This is a genomic window from Persicobacter psychrovividus (assembly GCF_036492425.1).
GTDB classification, from domain to species: Bacteria; Bacteroidota; Bacteroidia; order Cytophagales; family Cyclobacteriaceae; genus Persicobacter; species Persicobacter psychrovividus.
In genome coordinates this window covers 2,351,048-2,366,884 of sequence record NZ_AP025292.1, presented here as the reverse complement: position 1 = coordinate 2,366,884, position 15,837 = coordinate 2,351,048, and the positions used below count along the sequence as shown (strand labels likewise).

At 44.7% G+C, this 15,837-nt stretch carries 16 protein-coding genes; 8 read left to right on the top strand and 8 right to left on the bottom strand.

The window, feature by feature from the left end; translation table 11 throughout:
• Positions 1-84: 84 nt before the first annotated feature.
• The gene (locus AABK40_RS10100) at positions 85-960 is read left to right on the top strand and encodes a helix-turn-helix domain-containing protein (protein ID WP_338396965.1); all 876 of its coding nucleotides are present in this window, start codon (positions 85-87) and stop codon (positions 958-960) included.
• Positions 961-1,030: 70 nt separating this feature from the next.
• Here AABK40_RS10100 and AABK40_RS10095 read toward each other — a convergent pair whose 3' ends face one another.
• From AABK40_RS10095 to AABK40_RS10070, 6 genes are all read right to left on the bottom strand, one after another.
• Positions 1,031-1,504, bottom strand: coding sequence for a hypothetical protein (locus AABK40_RS10095; protein WP_338396964.1), 474 nt, complete (start codon positions 1,502-1,504; stop codon positions 1,031-1,033).
• Positions 1,501-2,136, bottom strand: a complete 636-nt coding sequence (locus tag AABK40_RS10090) for an ABC transporter ATP-binding protein (RefSeq protein ID WP_332922251.1) — start codon at positions 2,134-2,136, stop codon at positions 1,501-1,503. Before AABK40_RS10090 ends, AABK40_RS10095 begins: the two co-directional genes overlap by 4 nt.
• Positions 2,137-2,210: 74 nt before the next feature.
• Positions 2,211-2,984: an acyl-ACP--UDP-N-acetylglucosamine O-acyltransferase gene (gene lpxA / locus AABK40_RS10085; RefSeq protein ID WP_332922250.1), complete on the bottom strand. Its 774-nt coding sequence runs from the start codon at positions 2,982-2,984 to the stop codon at positions 2,211-2,213.
• Complete coding sequence (locus AABK40_RS10080; protein WP_332922249.1) at positions 2,981-4,369, bottom strand: bifunctional UDP-3-O-[3-hydroxymyristoyl] N-acetylglucosamine deacetylase/3-hydroxyacyl-ACP dehydratase; 1,389 nt, start codon at positions 4,367-4,369, stop codon at positions 2,981-2,983. Before AABK40_RS10080 ends, lpxA begins: the two co-directional genes overlap by 4 nt.
• 25 nt (positions 4,370-4,394) lie before the next feature.
• Positions 4,395-5,417 (bottom strand): UDP-3-O-(3-hydroxymyristoyl)glucosamine N-acyltransferase, encoded by a 1,023-nt coding sequence (gene lpxD / locus AABK40_RS10075; RefSeq protein ID WP_332922248.1) that lies wholly within the window; start codon positions 5,415-5,417, stop codon positions 4,395-4,397.
• A 29-nt stretch (positions 5,418-5,446) separates the two neighbouring features.
• A complete protein-coding gene (locus tag AABK40_RS10070) occupies positions 5,447-6,673 on the bottom strand; it encodes an HD domain-containing protein (RefSeq protein WP_338396963.1) in 1,227 nt (408 codons plus the stop codon).
• Positions 6,674-6,812: 139 nt separating this feature from the next.
• Between AABK40_RS10070 and porX the strand changes: the two genes are divergently transcribed.
• The 4 genes from porX (at position 6,813) to AABK40_RS10050 (ending at position 10,695) form a co-directional block, all read left to right on the top strand.
• Positions 6,813-8,372, top strand: coding sequence for a T9SS response regulator signal transducer PorX (gene porX / locus AABK40_RS10065; RefSeq protein WP_332922246.1), 1,560 nt, complete (start codon positions 6,813-6,815; stop codon positions 8,370-8,372).
• Between the two features lie 104 nt (positions 8,373-8,476).
• Entirely contained in the window at positions 8,477-8,911 is a 435-nt protein-coding gene (tsaE, locus tag AABK40_RS10060; RefSeq protein ID WP_338396962.1) for a tRNA (adenosine(37)-N6)-threonylcarbamoyltransferase complex ATPase subunit type 1 TsaE, read from the top strand.
• Complete coding sequence (locus AABK40_RS10055; protein ID WP_332922244.1) at positions 8,904-10,130, top strand: alanine dehydrogenase; 1,227 nt, start codon at positions 8,904-8,906, stop codon at positions 10,128-10,130. The genes tsaE and AABK40_RS10055 overlap by 8 nt, the downstream gene beginning before the upstream one ends.
• A 250-nt stretch (positions 10,131-10,380) precedes the next feature.
• Positions 10,381-10,695, top strand: coding sequence for a hypothetical protein (locus tag AABK40_RS10050; RefSeq protein ID WP_332922243.1), 315 nt, complete (start codon positions 10,381-10,383; stop codon positions 10,693-10,695).
• 69 nt (positions 10,696-10,764) lie between these two features.
• Here AABK40_RS10050 and AABK40_RS10045 read toward each other — a convergent pair whose 3' ends face one another.
• Positions 10,765-12,429 (bottom strand): formate--tetrahydrofolate ligase, encoded by a 1,665-nt coding sequence (locus tag AABK40_RS10045; RefSeq protein WP_338396961.1) that lies wholly within the window; start codon positions 12,427-12,429, stop codon positions 10,765-10,767.
• Between the two features lie 130 nt (positions 12,430-12,559).
• On the opposite strand from AABK40_RS10045, the gene ruvX reads away from it, so the two are divergent.
• The 3 genes from ruvX to AABK40_RS10030 all read left to right on the top strand — a co-directional run bounded on the left by ruvX (position 12,560) and on the right by AABK40_RS10030 (position 14,271).
• The gene (ruvX, locus tag AABK40_RS10040) at positions 12,560-12,976 is read left to right on the top strand and encodes a Holliday junction resolvase RuvX (RefSeq protein WP_332922241.1); all 417 of its coding nucleotides are present in this window, start codon (positions 12,560-12,562) and stop codon (positions 12,974-12,976) included.
• 3 nt (positions 12,977-12,979) lie between these two features.
• The gene (locus tag AABK40_RS10035; RefSeq protein WP_332922240.1) at positions 12,980-13,591 is read left to right on the top strand and encodes a trimeric intracellular cation channel family protein; all 612 of its coding nucleotides are present in this window, start codon (positions 12,980-12,982) and stop codon (positions 13,589-13,591) included.
• A gap of 305 nt (positions 13,592-13,896) precedes the next feature.
• A complete protein-coding gene (locus tag AABK40_RS10030; RefSeq protein ID WP_338396960.1) occupies positions 13,897-14,271 on the top strand; it encodes an acyl-CoA thioesterase in 375 nt (124 codons plus the stop codon).
• Positions 14,272-14,724: 453 nt separating this feature from the next.
• On the opposite strand, the gene AABK40_RS10025 is transcribed toward AABK40_RS10030, so the two are convergent.
• Positions 14,725-15,822 (bottom strand): BamA/TamA family outer membrane protein, encoded by a 1,098-nt coding sequence (locus AABK40_RS10025; protein WP_338396959.1) that lies wholly within the window; start codon positions 15,820-15,822, stop codon positions 14,725-14,727.
• Between the last annotated feature and the right edge of the window lie 15 nt (positions 15,823-15,837).

Here is a 15,837-nt window from a genome sequence, read left to right as displayed (position 1 = left end):
TTAATTTACACTTATAATATTAGAAAATGATCAGGTGTTTTTCATTCATTGTTTTGGGTGGATGATTGCACAAATTGATATTTCATGTCATTAATCCTAAAAGAGTTTAACACAGATTCATTATCAACGGTATGGGGAATGCACCTGTATAGTTTCGGGGAGTTGTTTGTTCCTGCGGAAGAAAGCAAAGGGGGAGTCAGTAAAAATTACCAGCATTCTTTCTGGCAGAAGGGCCGAGTATTGGATACCTTTTTTTTGGTGTATATCAGTGAGGGGGCAGGAGAGTTCCAGGTGGAGGATCAGCCATTGCAACAAGTGAATCCTGGTGATTGCCTGATCCTGTATCCAGGAATTCGGCATCGGTACCGACCATTGCCAGACAAGGGGTGGCGCGAGCATTGGGTAGGATTATCGGGTAGGTCGATAGATCAATTATTATCTCACTATAAAGTACTGGGGAAGCAGCAGCGGGTACCTCTGAAAGAGCCTTCAGTGGTGTTGGGTATTTTGGCGCAGGTAAAGCAAGAGGTGTTGCAGGAGCGCGAGGGTTTTCAGGTACGGGCTTGTTGTGAACTGCAGCGACTTTTATCGATGATTTTTTTGCAGGTCCATCAGGGGGAGGTGTCCACTTCCCGAAAGGATCAGTTATTACGAAAGGCAAAAATACGCATGCAGGAGCAGGCGGTGAATTCGGCCTTTAATATGCCTCAATTGGCTGCTGAACTTGGGGTGAGTTATGTGTGGTTCAGGAAGGCTTTTAGAATGGAAACGGGCTATGCACCACAGCAATATAAAATTGGGTTGCAAATCAAATATGCGGGGAATCTACTGACAAGAACTACCATGACTGTGAAAGAGGTCGCGTTTGCAGCAGGCTTTGATTCGGAGGCTTATTTTTGCCGTCAGTTTAAAAAGGTCATGTTAAAAACCCCTTCGGCTTATCGTAAAGGGGCGCTGTAAGTAAGGAAAATTTGGGCATAAAAAAAGCCACCCGTGGAAGAGGTGGCTTTTAATTAATGTTTTGATCTAATTAATTCTTAGTCAAAGTCACAGTGTAAGAACCTACACCGTTGATTGCTTTTTCACGAGCAGCCTCAGCACCTTCGTAAGAGAATTTGATTTTTAAAGTTGTTTCACTGATGCTTTCGATCGTGATTGTTTCAACACCACCACCTACTGAAAGAGAAGTAGTAGAAGAACCGGCAAAAGCCCAAGCGTCACCGAATGCAGCTAATTCATCATTTACACCACCAGCTTCCAAAGAACCACCTTTGAAGTCAGCGTCGTTACCAAATTTCAATGTTAAAGCATCGAAAGAATCGTCGCCGTCAGTAGTTTCTACTGTAGCATCGCCCCACATTCCCATCAATAATTTTGATTGAGTTTCTTGTGGATTTTCTGGCTCTGGCGTTGGCGCTGGATCATCACCGCCACAGGCAGTCATAAGGGCGATAGCACCAATGAAGAAAAACAATTTTGCAGCGTGGTTGAACAGATTTGTCATTTTTTGAACAAGTTAATGTTTAATAAAAAATTTGCATGTTTATACTCAAAAGGTTGATTGGATCCAATGATGACACATTGATTCATCAACCACTTTTGACAGTTTTGGTGATACCACTCAATACCCCATTCGTCAAGATTCGACGTTGGTTCATCTAAAAAAACCAAAGGGGAGTCGGTGGCAAAGGCCAATCCTAAACGTACCCGTTGTTTCATTCCCGAAGAAAAAAATTTGATAGGTTTATCGGAATGACCTTCCAAAGATAGAAATTTTATTAAGAAGTCAATAGAGAAACCCTCTTTTAATTCTTTAAATTTGTAATGAAATAGTAGGAATTCGCGAAGTGAGAGTTCTTCTGGTAATTCAAGATAAGGCGCCACATAGACCAGTTCTTTGAAAAAAGCATCGGGCTTAATAATGGCGCTATTTTTTTCATAATGCACATTTCCCTGCGTTGGTGGTGTAATTCCGGCGAGCACTTTCATGATCGAGGATTTTCCACTGCCATTGGGGCCTGTAACCGCATAGGTATTACCTGCCTCAAAGGTGTAGTCGAAGTGGCGGAAGATCCATTCATTGATAAATCTTTTGCCGACACCCTGCGCACTGATTTTAAATTCTTGTTTAATCATATCATTAAAAAATAACAGCCACATTAAAGGGATATCGCTTCAATGTGGCTGTGATTTAGGGTCAGTAATACTGACTATTTAATAATGCCTCTTTCAGAACTCCTGATAAAGGACAGGATATAATCTCTTTCTTTGGTTACAGGAATTTCGTTTTCAGCAACGGAAGTTGCTTTTGAAATATTGTATCCACGATTAAAAATCGTGCGATAAGTTTCCTGAATGATATTGATCTGCTCAGAGGTGAAGTTACGTCTTCTCAGTCCAATAGAATTAATCCCAGAAAATCCGCCAGAGCGGGTCGTCATGGCAAATGGAGGAACATCTTTGCCTAAAAGTGTACCGCCAGCCACCATACTGTGGGCACCGATACTGACAAACTGATGAACGGCTGTTGTGCCACCTAAAATAGCCCAGTCGTCAATTTTACAATGTCCTGCCACCTGAGTGGCATTTCCTAAGATACAACGGTCACCGACGATACAGTCGTGTGCCAAATGTACATAAGCCATCAGCAGGCAGTGATTACCCACCACAGTGGTGTGCTTATCCACCGTACCACGGTGAATGGTTACATATTCTCGGATGATGTTGTGGTCTCCGATCTCTACGGTGCTGTATTCGCCCGCAAATTTAAGATCCTGAGGAGTTCCGGCAATAGCAGCGCCACAATGAATTTCATTGTGCTTGCCAATTCGTGCGCCATCCATAATCACGGCATTTGGGCCTACCCAGGTGCCTTCACCGATAACGACATCTTTTTGTACCGTAGCAAATGCTTCTATCGTTACTCCATCAGCAATTTTTGCTTCAGGATGAACATTTGCCAGTTTACTTATTTCTCCTTTCATGAGTCTTTACGTACAATTCTTGCGATCATTTCCCCTTCACATACCAGATTGTTTCCTACGTAAGCTTCACCTTTCATTTTGGCGATGCCACGTTTGATCGGTGCTAAGAGCTCACACTGAAGAATCAGCGTATCGCCAGGGGTTACCATTTGGCGGAACTTTACCTTGTCAATACCAAGGAAGTAAGTCCAGTGGTTTTCAGGGTCTTCATAGTTTGATAAGACCAAGATCCCACCTGTTTGTGCCAATGCTTCAATCATCAGTACACCAGGGAAAACTGGGTTACCAGGGAAGTGTCCCGTAAATTGGGGCTCATTCAAGCTTACATTTTTAATGCCGGCCACGTACTTGCTGTCCAGGTGGAAGATTTTATCCACCATAAGGAATGGGTAGCGGTGCGGCAGCATTTCTTGAATTTGCTTAATGTCTTTTACTGCAGGCATCTTTGGATCGTAATGCGGGATATTGCTATGCGATTCCTGCATCATTTTCTTCAGCTTGCGGGCAAAAGCCACGTTGGCGGCATGTCCAGGGCGTGCAGCCATGATTTGTCCTTTAAGGGGACGACCTGCCAAAGCCAAATCACCTATCACATCCAATAATTTATGGCGTGCAGGCTCATTCTTATATCTTAACTCGACGTTATTCAGGAAACCTTGATTAGCGACGATGTCTTTTTTATTGAAAATTTTCTCCAGGTTCTCCATTTGTTCAGGAGAAAGTTCCCGGTCAACAATCACTACGGCATTATCCACATCACCTCCGCGAATCAATCCTTGATTGTACAGGGCTTCAAGCTCGTGCAGAAAAACGAAAGTTCTACAGGTAGAAATTTCTTTTTCAAACTGCTTGATATGTGTGATAGAAGCATGCTGTGAGCCAAGAATCTGCGAGTTGTAATCTACCATGACGGTTAATCGGTAGTCATCGGCAGGCATAGCTGCAATATCGATGTCTTTGGATTTATCGCTGTAATAGATACTTTTCGGAATCTCAAAATAGTTGCGGAGTGCATTTTGCTCTTCAAGGCCAACACTTTTGAGTGCTTCTACAAATGCCATTGATGAGCCGTCCATAATTGGAGGCTCTGGGCCATCCAATTGAACCATCACATTGTCAATCTGTAAACCCACCAATGCTGCTAAAACGTGCTCAACGGTGTTTACGCGCGCTTCACCTTTTTGTAAAGTGGTACCTCTGGAGGTATCGACTACATAATCGACATCCGCCTCAACGACTGGCATGCCTTCTAAGTCAACGCGTTGAAACTTATAGCCATGGCCTGCCTCTGCAGGAACAAAGGTCATGGTAGCAATCTGACCTGTGTGCAATCCCACACCGGCCACTGCGACCGATCCTTTTATAGTGTGTTGCTTAGTATTCATTGATCATATAAATTGGAGGGCAAAGTTAAGCATTTTCTTTTAATTCTTTCAAGTCAGCCTCCATTTGAGGTAATTTCTTGAAAACAGAGTATGCCCGGAAGTAATCGCGGAGGTTATACGCAGGGCTTCCCATGTATATCGCTCCTTCCTGTTTGACAGATTTAAGGATGCCCGCCTGAGCACCCAAAACAACTTTGTCAGCCACCTGTAAATGGCCGGCAATGCCTACCTGTCCGGCAATCGTTACATTTTCGCCAATTTTGGAAGAGCCCGAAACCCCTGCCTGTGCAGCAATTACGGTGTTTTTTCCAATCACGACGTTATGTCCGACCTGGATCAGGTTGTCAAGTTTCACCCCTTGCTTAATAAGAGTGGACCCCATTGTTGCGCAATCAACAACGGTATTGGCACCAACATTAACGTCATCTTCCAAAATAACATTCCCCAACTGAGGAATGCGTTTGTAAGATCCATCCTCCTGTGGCGCAAAGCCAAATCCATCGCTTCCGATTACGGCATTGGCGTGAATATAACAGTTGTTTCCGATAATACAGTTGCTGTACACCTTGGCGCCTGAATCAATAACAGTATTGTCTCCTATTGTTACATTGTCGCCGATGGCAGCATGAGGATAAATTTTGACGTTGTTCCCGATGGTAACATTTTTCCCGATGTAGGAAAATGCCGCACGGTAAACTTCAGTGCCTGTTGTGGAACCTGCTCCGATAAATGAGGGCTCTTCCACGCCTTCTTTTGCGAATCGAGTGTATTTGTCATACTCCTCAAGAAGTGCGGTAAAAGCAGAGTAGGCATTTTTTACACGAATGAGTGTCGTAGCGACCTCTTGCTTGGGTTGAAAGTCCTCGTCAACGATAACGCCTGCCGCCTTGGTGGTGTACAGGTGGTTTTCGTATTTTAAGTTAGATAAAAATGAGATTGCGTCCTCTCCCGCATCTTCAATTTTCCCAATAGTTTTAATTACTCGGTTGCCGTCCCCTTCGACCGCACCTTCTAAAACTACAGCAATCTGATTCAGTGTAAATTCCATTCAGTTTTGAGTCCTTTTTCAAAATTCAACTACAAAGATACATTTTTGCTTAAGCATAGATAGTATTTTTTTACAATTTTGCTCAATGCAGTGATGTTCGGTAGGTCTGAAGCAGCTTCGAGATCAATAATTTCCCCGGATTTTTTAGAGATAAGTATTTGATCATCATGGTTTAAATAAGCAGAATTGGTCACGAAACCTTCGGCCATAAGGTAGTTGGCGTCTGTTTCGGAGACCGAAAAGGTATTTTGAACTATTTGATTGGTATTTTGTATTTCTTCTGCCGTGAAGGGATCGTTTTGCAATTTTATTTTAAAAATGTTCCGATTCAGGAGTTGTTGGCTAATGGTCGACAGCACATGATCGGGGTGGCTTTGCCATAACTTCATGGCGGCCATAATATCGAAATCATCCAATTGAACGAATTGCGCGATGGCTTCCTCCTTTTCCTGGTTTCGGATATTTTCAGCATGTTCAAGGAAGTAGGTTAGGGCTTCGGAGGCGACCACCTTTTCTCCCTGTGCGACCAGAAACTGTGCCCGCTTGATCAGGCGGATCATCATCTGTTCTGCAGCAAGGGATGTTTTATGCAGATAAACCTGCCAGTACATCAGTCGGCGTGCCTGCAAGAAATTTTCTATGGAGTAAATGCCCTTTTCTTCAATGACGAGCCGATCATTTTTTACGTCAAGCATTTTAATGATACGGGATGCGCCCACGGTCCCTTCAGAAACCCCCGTAAAAAAGCTGTCCCTTTGCAGGTAATCGAGGCGATCCATATCCAGCTGTGAGGAAATCAGGGAGCAGAAGAATTTCCGGGGATATTCCTTTTTGAACATCTGGATGGCCAAATCAAGCTTGCCATTCCATTGTTTGTTGAGCGACTCCATCAGTTTGAGGGAAATGTACTCATGGTCGATGTCCTTCAGCAGGGTGTGCTCCAGGGCGTGGGAAAAAGGCCCATGGCCGAGGTCGTGGAGCAGGATGGCTGCTTTGGCGCCTAAAATTTCCGCTTCGCTGATTTCAACCCCACGGTCGCGGAGCTGTTCGAGGGCGCGGGTCATCAGGTGCATTGCCCCGAGGGCATGATGAAAACGGGTGTGTTGGGCACCAGGGTAAACCAGGTCGGTCATGCCCAGTTGCCGAATGCGGCGGAGTCGCTGAAAGTAGGGGTGTTGGATTAAATCAAAGATCAGTTCATCTTTAATATTAATGAAGCCATACACGGGGTCGTTGATTATTTTCTTCTTATTCAAGCTTGCATTTACTATTTTGCTACTGAATTTGTTAAAAACTCTTAATTTTTGCCAACGTTTATGATAATAATGTTTATTTGACGTTAGTAAGAAGTTTTTTCAACTCTTTATATATAAAGAAACCAATAATCCTTGATTTATGCAAAGGTATAAGATATTGTGGGCAGACGATGAGATCGAATTTCTCAAACCACACATTTTATTTTTAGAAAAAAAAGGCTACGAAGTAACCGCTGTAAATAGTGGGGCTGATGCCGTAGAGCAGGTAAATGAGGATCATTTTGACGTGGTTTTCCTGGATGAGATGATGCCAGGAATGACGGGTCTTGAAACATTGGATCAGATAAAAAACATTCGCCCCAGCCTCCCTGTGGTGATGATTACCAAAAGTGAGGAGGAGGATGTGATGGAGCAGGCCATTGGCAGTAAAATCGCCGATTACCTGATTAAGCCGGTAAATCCTAACCAGATTTTGATGGCAGTGAAGAAAATCACGGACAATAAGCGGTTGGTCTCTGAAAAAACCAACCAAAGCTATCAGCAGGATTTCAGAAATATCTCGATGGCCTTCATGGATGATATGAACCATGAGGAATGGGCCGATATCTATAAAAAGTTAACCTATTGGGAACTTGAAATTGAAAGCTCTGACGACAGCAGTATGTCGGAGGTGCTGGACATGCAAAAAAGCGATGCCAACAACAAGTTCTCGAAATTTGTGATCGACAACTATGAAGACTGGCTGAATGATCCCGACTGTGAGCGTCCGGTGTTGGCCAATGATCTGATGCGCAAGAAGGTGTTCCCAGTGGTCGCTCAGGGCAAGCCAACTTTTATGTTGCTGATTGATAATTTGCGCTGGGATCAGTGGTGTTTCCTGGAACCAATCTTCAGTGAGTATTTCAAGATTGAAACCCGCGAGACTTTCTATTCTATTTTACCGACCACCACGGCTTATGCACGGAATGCCATTTTCTCGGGAATGATGCCGCTGGAAATGAGTAAGCATTATCCACATTTGTGGGTTGGCGATGAAACCGATGAAGGGAAGAACAATCATGAGCACGAGTTTCTTGAAGAACAGCTTAAACGGATGCGCCTGGATTACAAATGGTCCTATCACAAGATCAAGCAGGTGGCACAAGGCAAGCAGCTGGCCGATAACCTCCGCAACCTGATGAGCAACGACCTGAACGTTATTGTTTACAATTTTGTGGATCTGTTGTCGCATGCACGTACCGAGATGGAGGTGATTCGTGAGTTGGCCCCAGATGAGTCTGCGTATCGTTCCCTGACAAAATCGTGGTTTGAGCACTCGCCTTTGTTTGATATCGTTCAGCGATTGTCGAACCTGGATGCGAACGTCGTACTGACGACCGACCACGGAACTGTTCGGGTAAAACGTCCTTATAAAATTATTGGGGACCGAAACACCAACACCAATTTGCGCTATAAGGCGGGGAAAAATCTCAGCTTTAACGATTCCTCTGTATTGGTCAGCAGAAATCCAGAAGATTTACACCTGCCAAAGCAGAATGTTTCTACGGCTTATGTGTTCGCTACCGAAGACAGCTTCTTCGCTTACCCGAATAACTACAACTACTATGTGAAGTATTATAAAGATACTTTCCAGCATGGTGGTATATCAATGGAAGAAATGATTTGCCCATTTATTTCAATGGTGCCAAAATCAAAATAAGTTATCTTTGTAAAGAAAGGGAAGTATGTTGATGCCTGTTTTTATAGGTTTTCATTCTACTTTCCTTTATTTATTTAACAAGAGTGTCAAAAAAAAATTGCATTTTGGAGAAAGAACTGATTATTGAAACGAAAGGCCTGAAGGATTTAGCCGCAGCCGCAGAGAAGCTGATGGCCTTTGGTTCTGATTATAATGTTTGGTTGATGAACGGGGACATGGGAGCAGGAAAAACAACCCTGACGATCGCACTGTGCAAAGCGCTTGGTGTGGTGGATGATCCCACAAGCCCAACCTATTCGCTGGTAAATGAATACCGTACCGAAGATGGCTTGCCTGTTTATCATTTCGATTTTTACCGCATTCATGACGAGGCGGAAGCAGAAGAGATTGGTGCCGAGGAGTACTTTTATTCCGAAGGTTACTGTTTTATTGAGTGGTCTTCACTCATCCCTTCCCTGATTCCCGACCGCCATCTGCTGGTAGATATTGATGTTATTAACGAAACTAATCGCTTAATTAAAGTCACCAGAAATGGCTAAAAACACTCCTTTTGGATTTTCGAAATTGGCGCAGGAATCCCTCCTGACGCAAGAAAAGCCTGCCAAGATCGGTCGCCAGCACCAGGCCATGACCATCGGTATGCCCGTGGAACGCTCCATGCAGGAAAACCGTGTGGCACTGACCCCCGACTCTGTGGGAGTGCTTGTGAACAACGGGCACGAGGTTTTGATTGAAACGGGTGCGGGGCTCTCTTCCAATTTCGATGATAAGGAGTATTCTGAACGCGGAGCGAAAATTGTCTATTCCGCAGAACAGGCTTTTGAGTGCCCGATTGTGCTGAAGGTTGAACCCGCTACTATTCAGGAGCTGGAGTTAATGAAGCCGCACAGTTCGCTGATTTCTGCCATTCACCTCGGGACCATGTCACGGGAATTCCTCGATAAGGTAAAAGAAAAGCGACTGACCACTTTGGGCTTTGAGCTCTTGGAAGATAAATCTGGTGGGATGCCTGTGGTACGTGCAATGTCGGAGATTGCGGGCATGAATGCCCTGTTTATTGCATCGGAGTATTTGAGCAGTGTCCGTAAAGGGCGCGGTGTTTTGCTTGGTGGTATTACAGGTGTAGCCCCTTCCAATGTCATTATTCTTGGTGCTGGAACTGTGGCGGAATATGCCGCACGCGTTGCTTTTGCGCTGGGAGCCAATGTACAGATTTTCGATAACCATCTTTATAAGCTTCGACGCCTGAAAGCGGCTTTGGCTCATAATGTAGCCACAAGCACGATTGAAACAGAAACCCTGCGGTCGGCACTGAAGCAAGCCGATGTGGTGATTGGGGCCATACGACCAGAGAAAGGCCGCAATCGCTATTATGTGTCGGAGGAAATGGTGGCGAGTATGCGTCCCAATTCCGTGATTGTGGATATTACGGTAGACCAGGGAGGCTGTTTTGAGACTTCCCGCCCGACGACTCACGAATCACCGATTTTCAGGAAATACGATGTAATTCATTATTGCGTGCCCAATGTTCCTTCCCGTGTGGGGCGAACAGCAACTACGGCGCTGAGTAATATTTTCACCCCGATTTTGCTTAAAACGGGAGATCACGGTGGTGTGGAAGCGATGATGTTCAAAGAAGACTGGTTCCTGAAAGCGGTTTATAATTATAAAGGCTGTCTTTGCAATGCTGCGATTGGGAATAAATTTCAGATGGAATTTAAAGATCTGAAACTCTTTGCACCCCCTTCGTTGGAATAATAAAATAGCGCTATTGAAAATACGATGTGCCTGAAGATCCCTTCAAATTTTGAAGTGATTTTCAGGCATTTTTTATGCGCGAAATGGGGTGTTTGGAAGGCGTAACCACTGGGCGAAAAAAGATGGTTTTGGGCTATAATCAGGTGGCTATATTTATTGCCTATTGAAGAAAAAATTTTATTTTGAGGTATTCAATCGAAAGGAATATTTTCTATCCAAATCAGTTTCTTTATTTAATAACCGTCGGCTTATGGAGAAGTTAAGAGTTACTAAAGAATATGACAAATTAAGTGTAGAGCTTAAGGAACAGCTGAAATTGGCCTACCCTGCAGGTTTCAGAAACCATTTGATCACCTTTAAGGGGAAAGACCATCAGCAGGTAAGTGCGCTGAGGTTTGAAACCGAAGACAAAATTTACCTGATCAGGATGACCAGCAAACAGGCAGTACAGATTATTGATGCCGACCCTGACTATGATGATGACGGTAACCTGTTTGATGAAGTGAAGGAGGGGTATGAGGAAAAGCACCTCGACAGCGATATCTTTCCTGCGGAAGAAATTTAAGGAACAAAAAAAGCGCAATCACTTTAAAGGACTGCGCTTTTATTTTTTTATGCGGTGAAGGCGCAAGGCTTATGAAAGGCCTTCGATTTGACCGTCAATGACATCGATATTATTGGCTGCAGGAATTTTTGGCAGACCAGGCATACGCATGATCGCACCTGCTTTGGCAACAATAAATCCAGCACCAGTATTAATGATCAGGTCGTCAATGGTGATTTTAAAATCTTTTGCGACACCATAAGCTTTAGCGTTGTCGCTGAAAGAATATTGTGTTTTGGCCATACAAACGGGCAAGTGTTCCAAGCCCAGTCTTTTTATGCGGCGAAGCATCAGTGGTGCGCGTCCCTCAAGAACAACACCCGTTCCACCGTAAATATTCTTGACAATATTTTCCAATTTAGTAACCACAGCATCGTTTTCACCATAGCTGAATTTCAGGGTCGCCTGATTTTCTTCAACAGCCGCAACAACTTCTTTCGCCAATTCAAGGCCTCCTTCGCCGCCATCATTAAAGGCGGTCATGAGTGCAAAGCGTACGCCCTGAGCTTTTGCCCACTGCTCCACAATGGCCAATTCTGCCTCCGTATCCCAAGGGAATCGGTTCATGGCAATGACTACTGGCTGCCCGAAATTTTGCATATTCTCGACATGCTTGGCCAGGTTTTTCAGGCCAGCTTCAACGCCCGAGAGGTTTTCTTCTTTCAGGGCATCTTCAGCAATGCCGCCGTGCATTTTCAAAGCAGGGCAAGTGGCAACAATCACAGTTGCTTTTGGGGCTATGCCAGCATGCTTACATTTGATGTTGAAGAATTTTTCAGCACCTAAATCAGCACCAAAACCCGCTTCAGTAACAGCATATTCACCGAAAGTCATGGCCAGCTTAGTTGCCAAAACAGAGTTGCAGCCGTGAGCGATATTGGCAAAAGGCCCTCCGTGAACGAAAGCAGGAGTGTTTTCGGTCGTTTGTACCAGGTTAGGATCAATGGCATCTTTAAGCAAAGCGACGATCGCTCCAGCAACGCCAAGGTCTTTTACCGTGAAAGCTTTATTGTCAGCGGTGTATCCGAGCAGAATGTTTTCGATGCGTATGCGCAGGTCGGTAAGGTCATTGGCCAAACACATAATGGCCATAATTTCAGAAGCAGGCGTGATATCAAAGCCTGTTTCACTGGTAATACCGTTGGCATTGCCACCAACACCTGAGACCATTTGGCGAAGGTTGCGGTCGTTTACGTCAAGAACACGTTTCCAAACCACCTCTTTAAGAAGTTTTCCAGTGAATTTATTCTGATGCTGGTAGTTGTCCAGCAAAGCTGAAATCATATTGTGAGCGGAGGTAATGGCGTGGAAATCTCCCGTAAAATGAAGGTTGATCTTTTCCATTGGTACCACCTGTGCGTAGCCTCCACCTGCGGCGCCACCTTTCATTCCAAAACAAGGGCCAAGGGACGGTTCACGCAAAGCAACAATGGCTTTTTTGCCCAGCTTGTTGAGACCCAGTGTCAGGCCGATGCTCGTCAGGGTTTTGCCGTTTCCTGATTTGGTAGGGGTAATGGCGGTCACCAAAATTAAGTTTGACTTCTGCACTTTTTCATCATCCACCAAAGTGTGTGGTACTTTGGCAATATGCTTCCCGAAAGGGTAAAGATCCTCGGTAGGGATGTTGACTTTTTCGGCAATTTCTTGAATAGGTGCAAGGTGCGCCTCACGTGCAATTTGAATGTCCGTTTTCATAAAATAAGCTCAGTATTCTGCTGTATATCCGTTTGTGGCGCAAAAATACACCATTTTAGCTTTTGATTGTGATGTGTTGTGGAATATCTTTTGCTTACCTTTGTGCGGAAAACATTTAAAGAAAGAAAATATGGGTAGAATCATGGCCATAGATTATGGGACAAAACGTGTCGGTATTGCCGTAACGGATCCTATGCAAATTATTGCGAGTCCGCTGGATACGGTGCATTCCAAGGATATCGTAGACTTCATTGTAAACTATGCCAAAACGGAAGAGCTTGACTGTGTGGTGGTCGGCTGGCCTACCAAGCTCGATAGCAGCGATACCAACAATACACAAAATGTTCAGGCGTTTGTCAATCGGTTAAAGAAAATGATCAGCCTGCCCATTCATCTGGAGGACGAAAGGTTCACCTCCAAGATTGCGATGCAAGCGATGATCAGTGCGGGATCGAAAAAGAAAGACCGCGCCAAAAAAGGCAATATTGATAAGGTTAGCGCTGCCGTGATTCTTCAGTCTTATATGGAGCGAACAAAGGGGTTTTAGTCGATGCGGGACGAGCTGATTTATGTACTTGACCTGATCGGGACCCTGGCTTTTGCCATTTCGGGCATTCAGACTGCCGCCGATAAGCGGATGGATGTTTTCGGGGCCATGATGATCGGTTTTATTACTGCGCTGGGAGGCGGAACAGTGCGCGATATGCTTTTGGGGCAACAGCCAGTGAGTTGGTTTCATGACCTGAACTACCTGCTGGTGGTGATTTTGGCTGTGGGGATCGTCTTTGCTTTTGCGAAACATGTACGGCGACTGAAACAGACCCTTTTTTTGTTTGATACTATCGGTATCGGTGTTTTTACCCTGATCGGTGTAGAGAAAAGCCTTTCATTGGGGATCAGTGCACCTTATGCGGTGATCATGGGGATGGTTACTTCAGTAGTTGGGGGCGCCACGCGTGATGTCCTTTGCAATGATATTCCGCTGATCCTGCAAAAAGAGGTTTATGCCACCGCCTGCCTGCTTGGTGGCGGGACGTATGTGTTTTTAAATATGATGGGTGTTGGCTTGGTGGTGAATAGTTTCGTGACCATGAGCACCGTGATTGTGATCCGCTTACTTTCCATCAAATACCATATATCGTTACCCCGAATGCGGCGGTAGTGCCTCGAAAATGACGCTTATTATTTTGTCCGCAGATTAATGTATCTTGTGAAATGACCGTTGAAGTAAATTCCTGCTACAACGTTTTTCAGCGCTGAATCACCTCATATTTAACGTGCGCAACAAGCTGTTGATGCTATCGCAATAGGGGGCGGCGTTCCTGCTGGGGTGATGTGTTCAAAATATGGAAAAGGTCTTTTCGTTACATTGATTTGTAGACTATAAAATACCCACGCAGTCATGGGGGCTTGCTCCACCAAGACAGAATAATTCAATCTAAATATCAACAATCAATAGAAATCTCTATGAAGTTTAGAAGTAGAAAACTCGTACAGCCAAGTGATTTGAATTCACACCTGACCCTTTTTGGTGGGCAGTTGTTGGCTTGGATTGACGTCGAAGCTTATATTTATGCGCGTTGTCAGCTGGGATCAGCCCGCCTGGTAACCAAATACATGTCTGAAATTAATTTCACCGCTTCAGCCCAACAGGGCGATATCGTTGAGATTGGTTGCCAGGTGATTGCTTTTGGAACAACTTCGGTAACTTTACGCGCGGTGGCCCGACGCAAGGAAGATCACCAACCGATTATTACGATCGATAAAATGGTGTTTGTTAATATTGATGAAAACGGAGAGGCTGCACCGCATGGCGTGACGGAAGCAACGGAAGATATTTGATGCGCAATTTACAGGTGATATATATGGTGGTGGTGCTTCGGCATGACCACCTTTTTTATGGCCCATAGTTTAATGAAGCTATAAATGAACACCCGATGAGGCGCACTGCTTTTCCTGTTTGACGGTACCCTGAAAAATGAGGTGTGAAAATGTGGTGTGAATTGGGGTGCCTGTCTTGCCATGGCGCTTCTGTAGCAGGTGGTGGGGCACCCAATCATGGAATATCTTTTCGCTTTTTATCGGATTGTTTACGGAAGTGAACACTGCCGCAGCAAAAAGTCATTTTAAATTCTACCTTTACAGGGTATGCCGCTGATCACCACTGTCTTTGGTAGGAGAAGGGGAGATGTTGGTTGGTGGTCATCACCAGGCAAAATTGCGAAACGAAAAGATGTGATATGATCGATAATCGTTTTATTGAGGGGAGCCATGTAGTAGGGGCTCCCTTTTTTTTTAAAATGCTTCTGATATTTCCACATAGAAGCCCGAGTTGTCATCGTTGCCAATACCATAATCAATCCTGATATTAAGCTCCTCTTTTTTCTTGACCATAAAGCGAACTCCGCCGCCGTAATTGTATTTGAGCTGATCGGTGGAAAATTGATCAAGTGCAGGGGCAATATTTCCTGCGCCCACAAAGCCCACGAGTCCAAAGCGCCTCCATACATGCTGGCGGTATTCTACTTGGGTGGCCATTACTACTTTATCACGGTACTTTCCTTTGAAATACCCTCGCATAATACGGGAGTCCCCTAACTTCGCCAGACTCTCAAAGGGCACATCCCCCGAGGTGAAATCTCCACGAAACTGTGTCGCTACCACCCCCGATTTATTGACCCTTTTGTAATATCTCATGTCCAGGCGCATCCAGTCATAGCGATAAGTACTGCCGATGGCTTTAAAATTATGCTCGGATTCCAGTTCAATAAAATACCCCGAAGAAGCATTGAGAATGTTGTTTCGGGTGTCCCACTGAAAGGCAATACCCAGGCCCGAAGTTCGGTAACCATCCTTGCCAAGGTGATCGTTGGTGTCGAGCAGGTTTTCCTCAGGCTTCTCAATATCCATGGCATCATAATACTGATACCTCGCCCCGAGGTACATATTATCGAACAATTGAAAGAGGTAAGAAGACCGAAAGGTCAGGTCAAAGAACTTGATCAAATCCCTGTCCTCCTCCGGAACAATATCCTGCCCAATCCCATAAAAAGAGTCGGGATAACTTCTCAGCAGGAAGTAATTCTTCATTCGTCGGCGATCGTCGCGAAAGAAAATCTGATTGTCCACCTCCAGCAAATACTGATTGTTCAAGGTGTAGATGAAGGCCGTGCGGACGTAAGAAGTTTGCGCAAGGGAATCCAGCGGGTGAGGCTTGAACAGGTTGTAGGCAAGTGCCCCGAAAGCGAACTTTGTTTCAGGGGAATAGTACACCACGGGTAAAGCCAGCATGCTGTGCTTTTTATAGGTGGTACTGTCGGAAACGGCCTTTTTTTGGGCAGTAGTTTCCATATAGATCATCAGGGAGAGGATCACGAGTAAACATTTTTGCATGAATTGATGTAGGTA

Excerpts from the sequence above, each read along its gene's own strand:
- AABK40_RS10090 (WP_332922251.1), bottom strand. The coding sequence starts at position 2,136 with ATGATTAAACAAGAATTTAAAATCAGTGCGCAGGGTGTCGGCAAAAGA.
- AABK40_RS10100 (WP_338396965.1), top strand. The coding sequence starts at position 85 with ATGTCATTAATCCTAAAAGAGTTTAACACAGATTCATTATCAACGGTA.
- AABK40_RS10080 (WP_332922249.1), bottom strand. The coding sequence starts at position 4,369 with ATGAATACTAAGCAACACACTATAAAAGGATCGGTCGCAGTGGCCGGT.
- ruvX (WP_332922241.1), top strand. The coding sequence starts at position 12,560 with ATGGGTAGAATCATGGCCATAGATTATGGGACAAAACGTGTCGGTATT.
- AABK40_RS10050 (WP_332922243.1), top strand. The coding sequence starts at position 10,381 with ATGGAGAAGTTAAGAGTTACTAAAGAATATGACAAATTAAGTGTAGAG.
- AABK40_RS10030 (WP_338396960.1), top strand. The coding sequence starts at position 13,897 with ATGAAGTTTAGAAGTAGAAAACTCGTACAGCCAAGTGATTTGAATTCA.
- AABK40_RS10045 (WP_338396961.1), bottom strand. The coding sequence starts at position 12,429 with ATGAAAACGGACATTCAAATTGCACGTGAGGCGCACCTTGCACCTATT.
- lpxD (WP_332922248.1), bottom strand. The coding sequence starts at position 5,417 with ATGGAATTTACACTGAATCAGATTGCTGTAGTTTTAGAAGGTGCGGTC.
- AABK40_RS10035 (WP_332922240.1), top strand. The coding sequence starts at position 12,980 with ATGCGGGACGAGCTGATTTATGTACTTGACCTGATCGGGACCCTGGCT.
- AABK40_RS10055 (WP_332922244.1), top strand. The coding sequence starts at position 8,904 with ATGGCTAAAAACACTCCTTTTGGATTTTCGAAATTGGCGCAGGAATCC.
- AABK40_RS10025 (WP_338396959.1), bottom strand. The coding sequence starts at position 15,822 with ATGCAAAAATGTTTACTCGTGATCCTCTCCCTGATGATCTATATGGAA.
- AABK40_RS10095 (WP_338396964.1), bottom strand. The coding sequence starts at position 1,504 with ATGACAAATCTGTTCAACCACGCTGCAAAATTGTTTTTCTTCATTGGT.
- porX (WP_332922246.1), top strand. The coding sequence starts at position 6,813 with ATGCAAAGGTATAAGATATTGTGGGCAGACGATGAGATCGAATTTCTC.
- lpxA (WP_332922250.1), bottom strand. The coding sequence starts at position 2,984 with ATGAAAGGAGAAATAAGTAAACTGGCAAATGTTCATCCTGAAGCAAAA.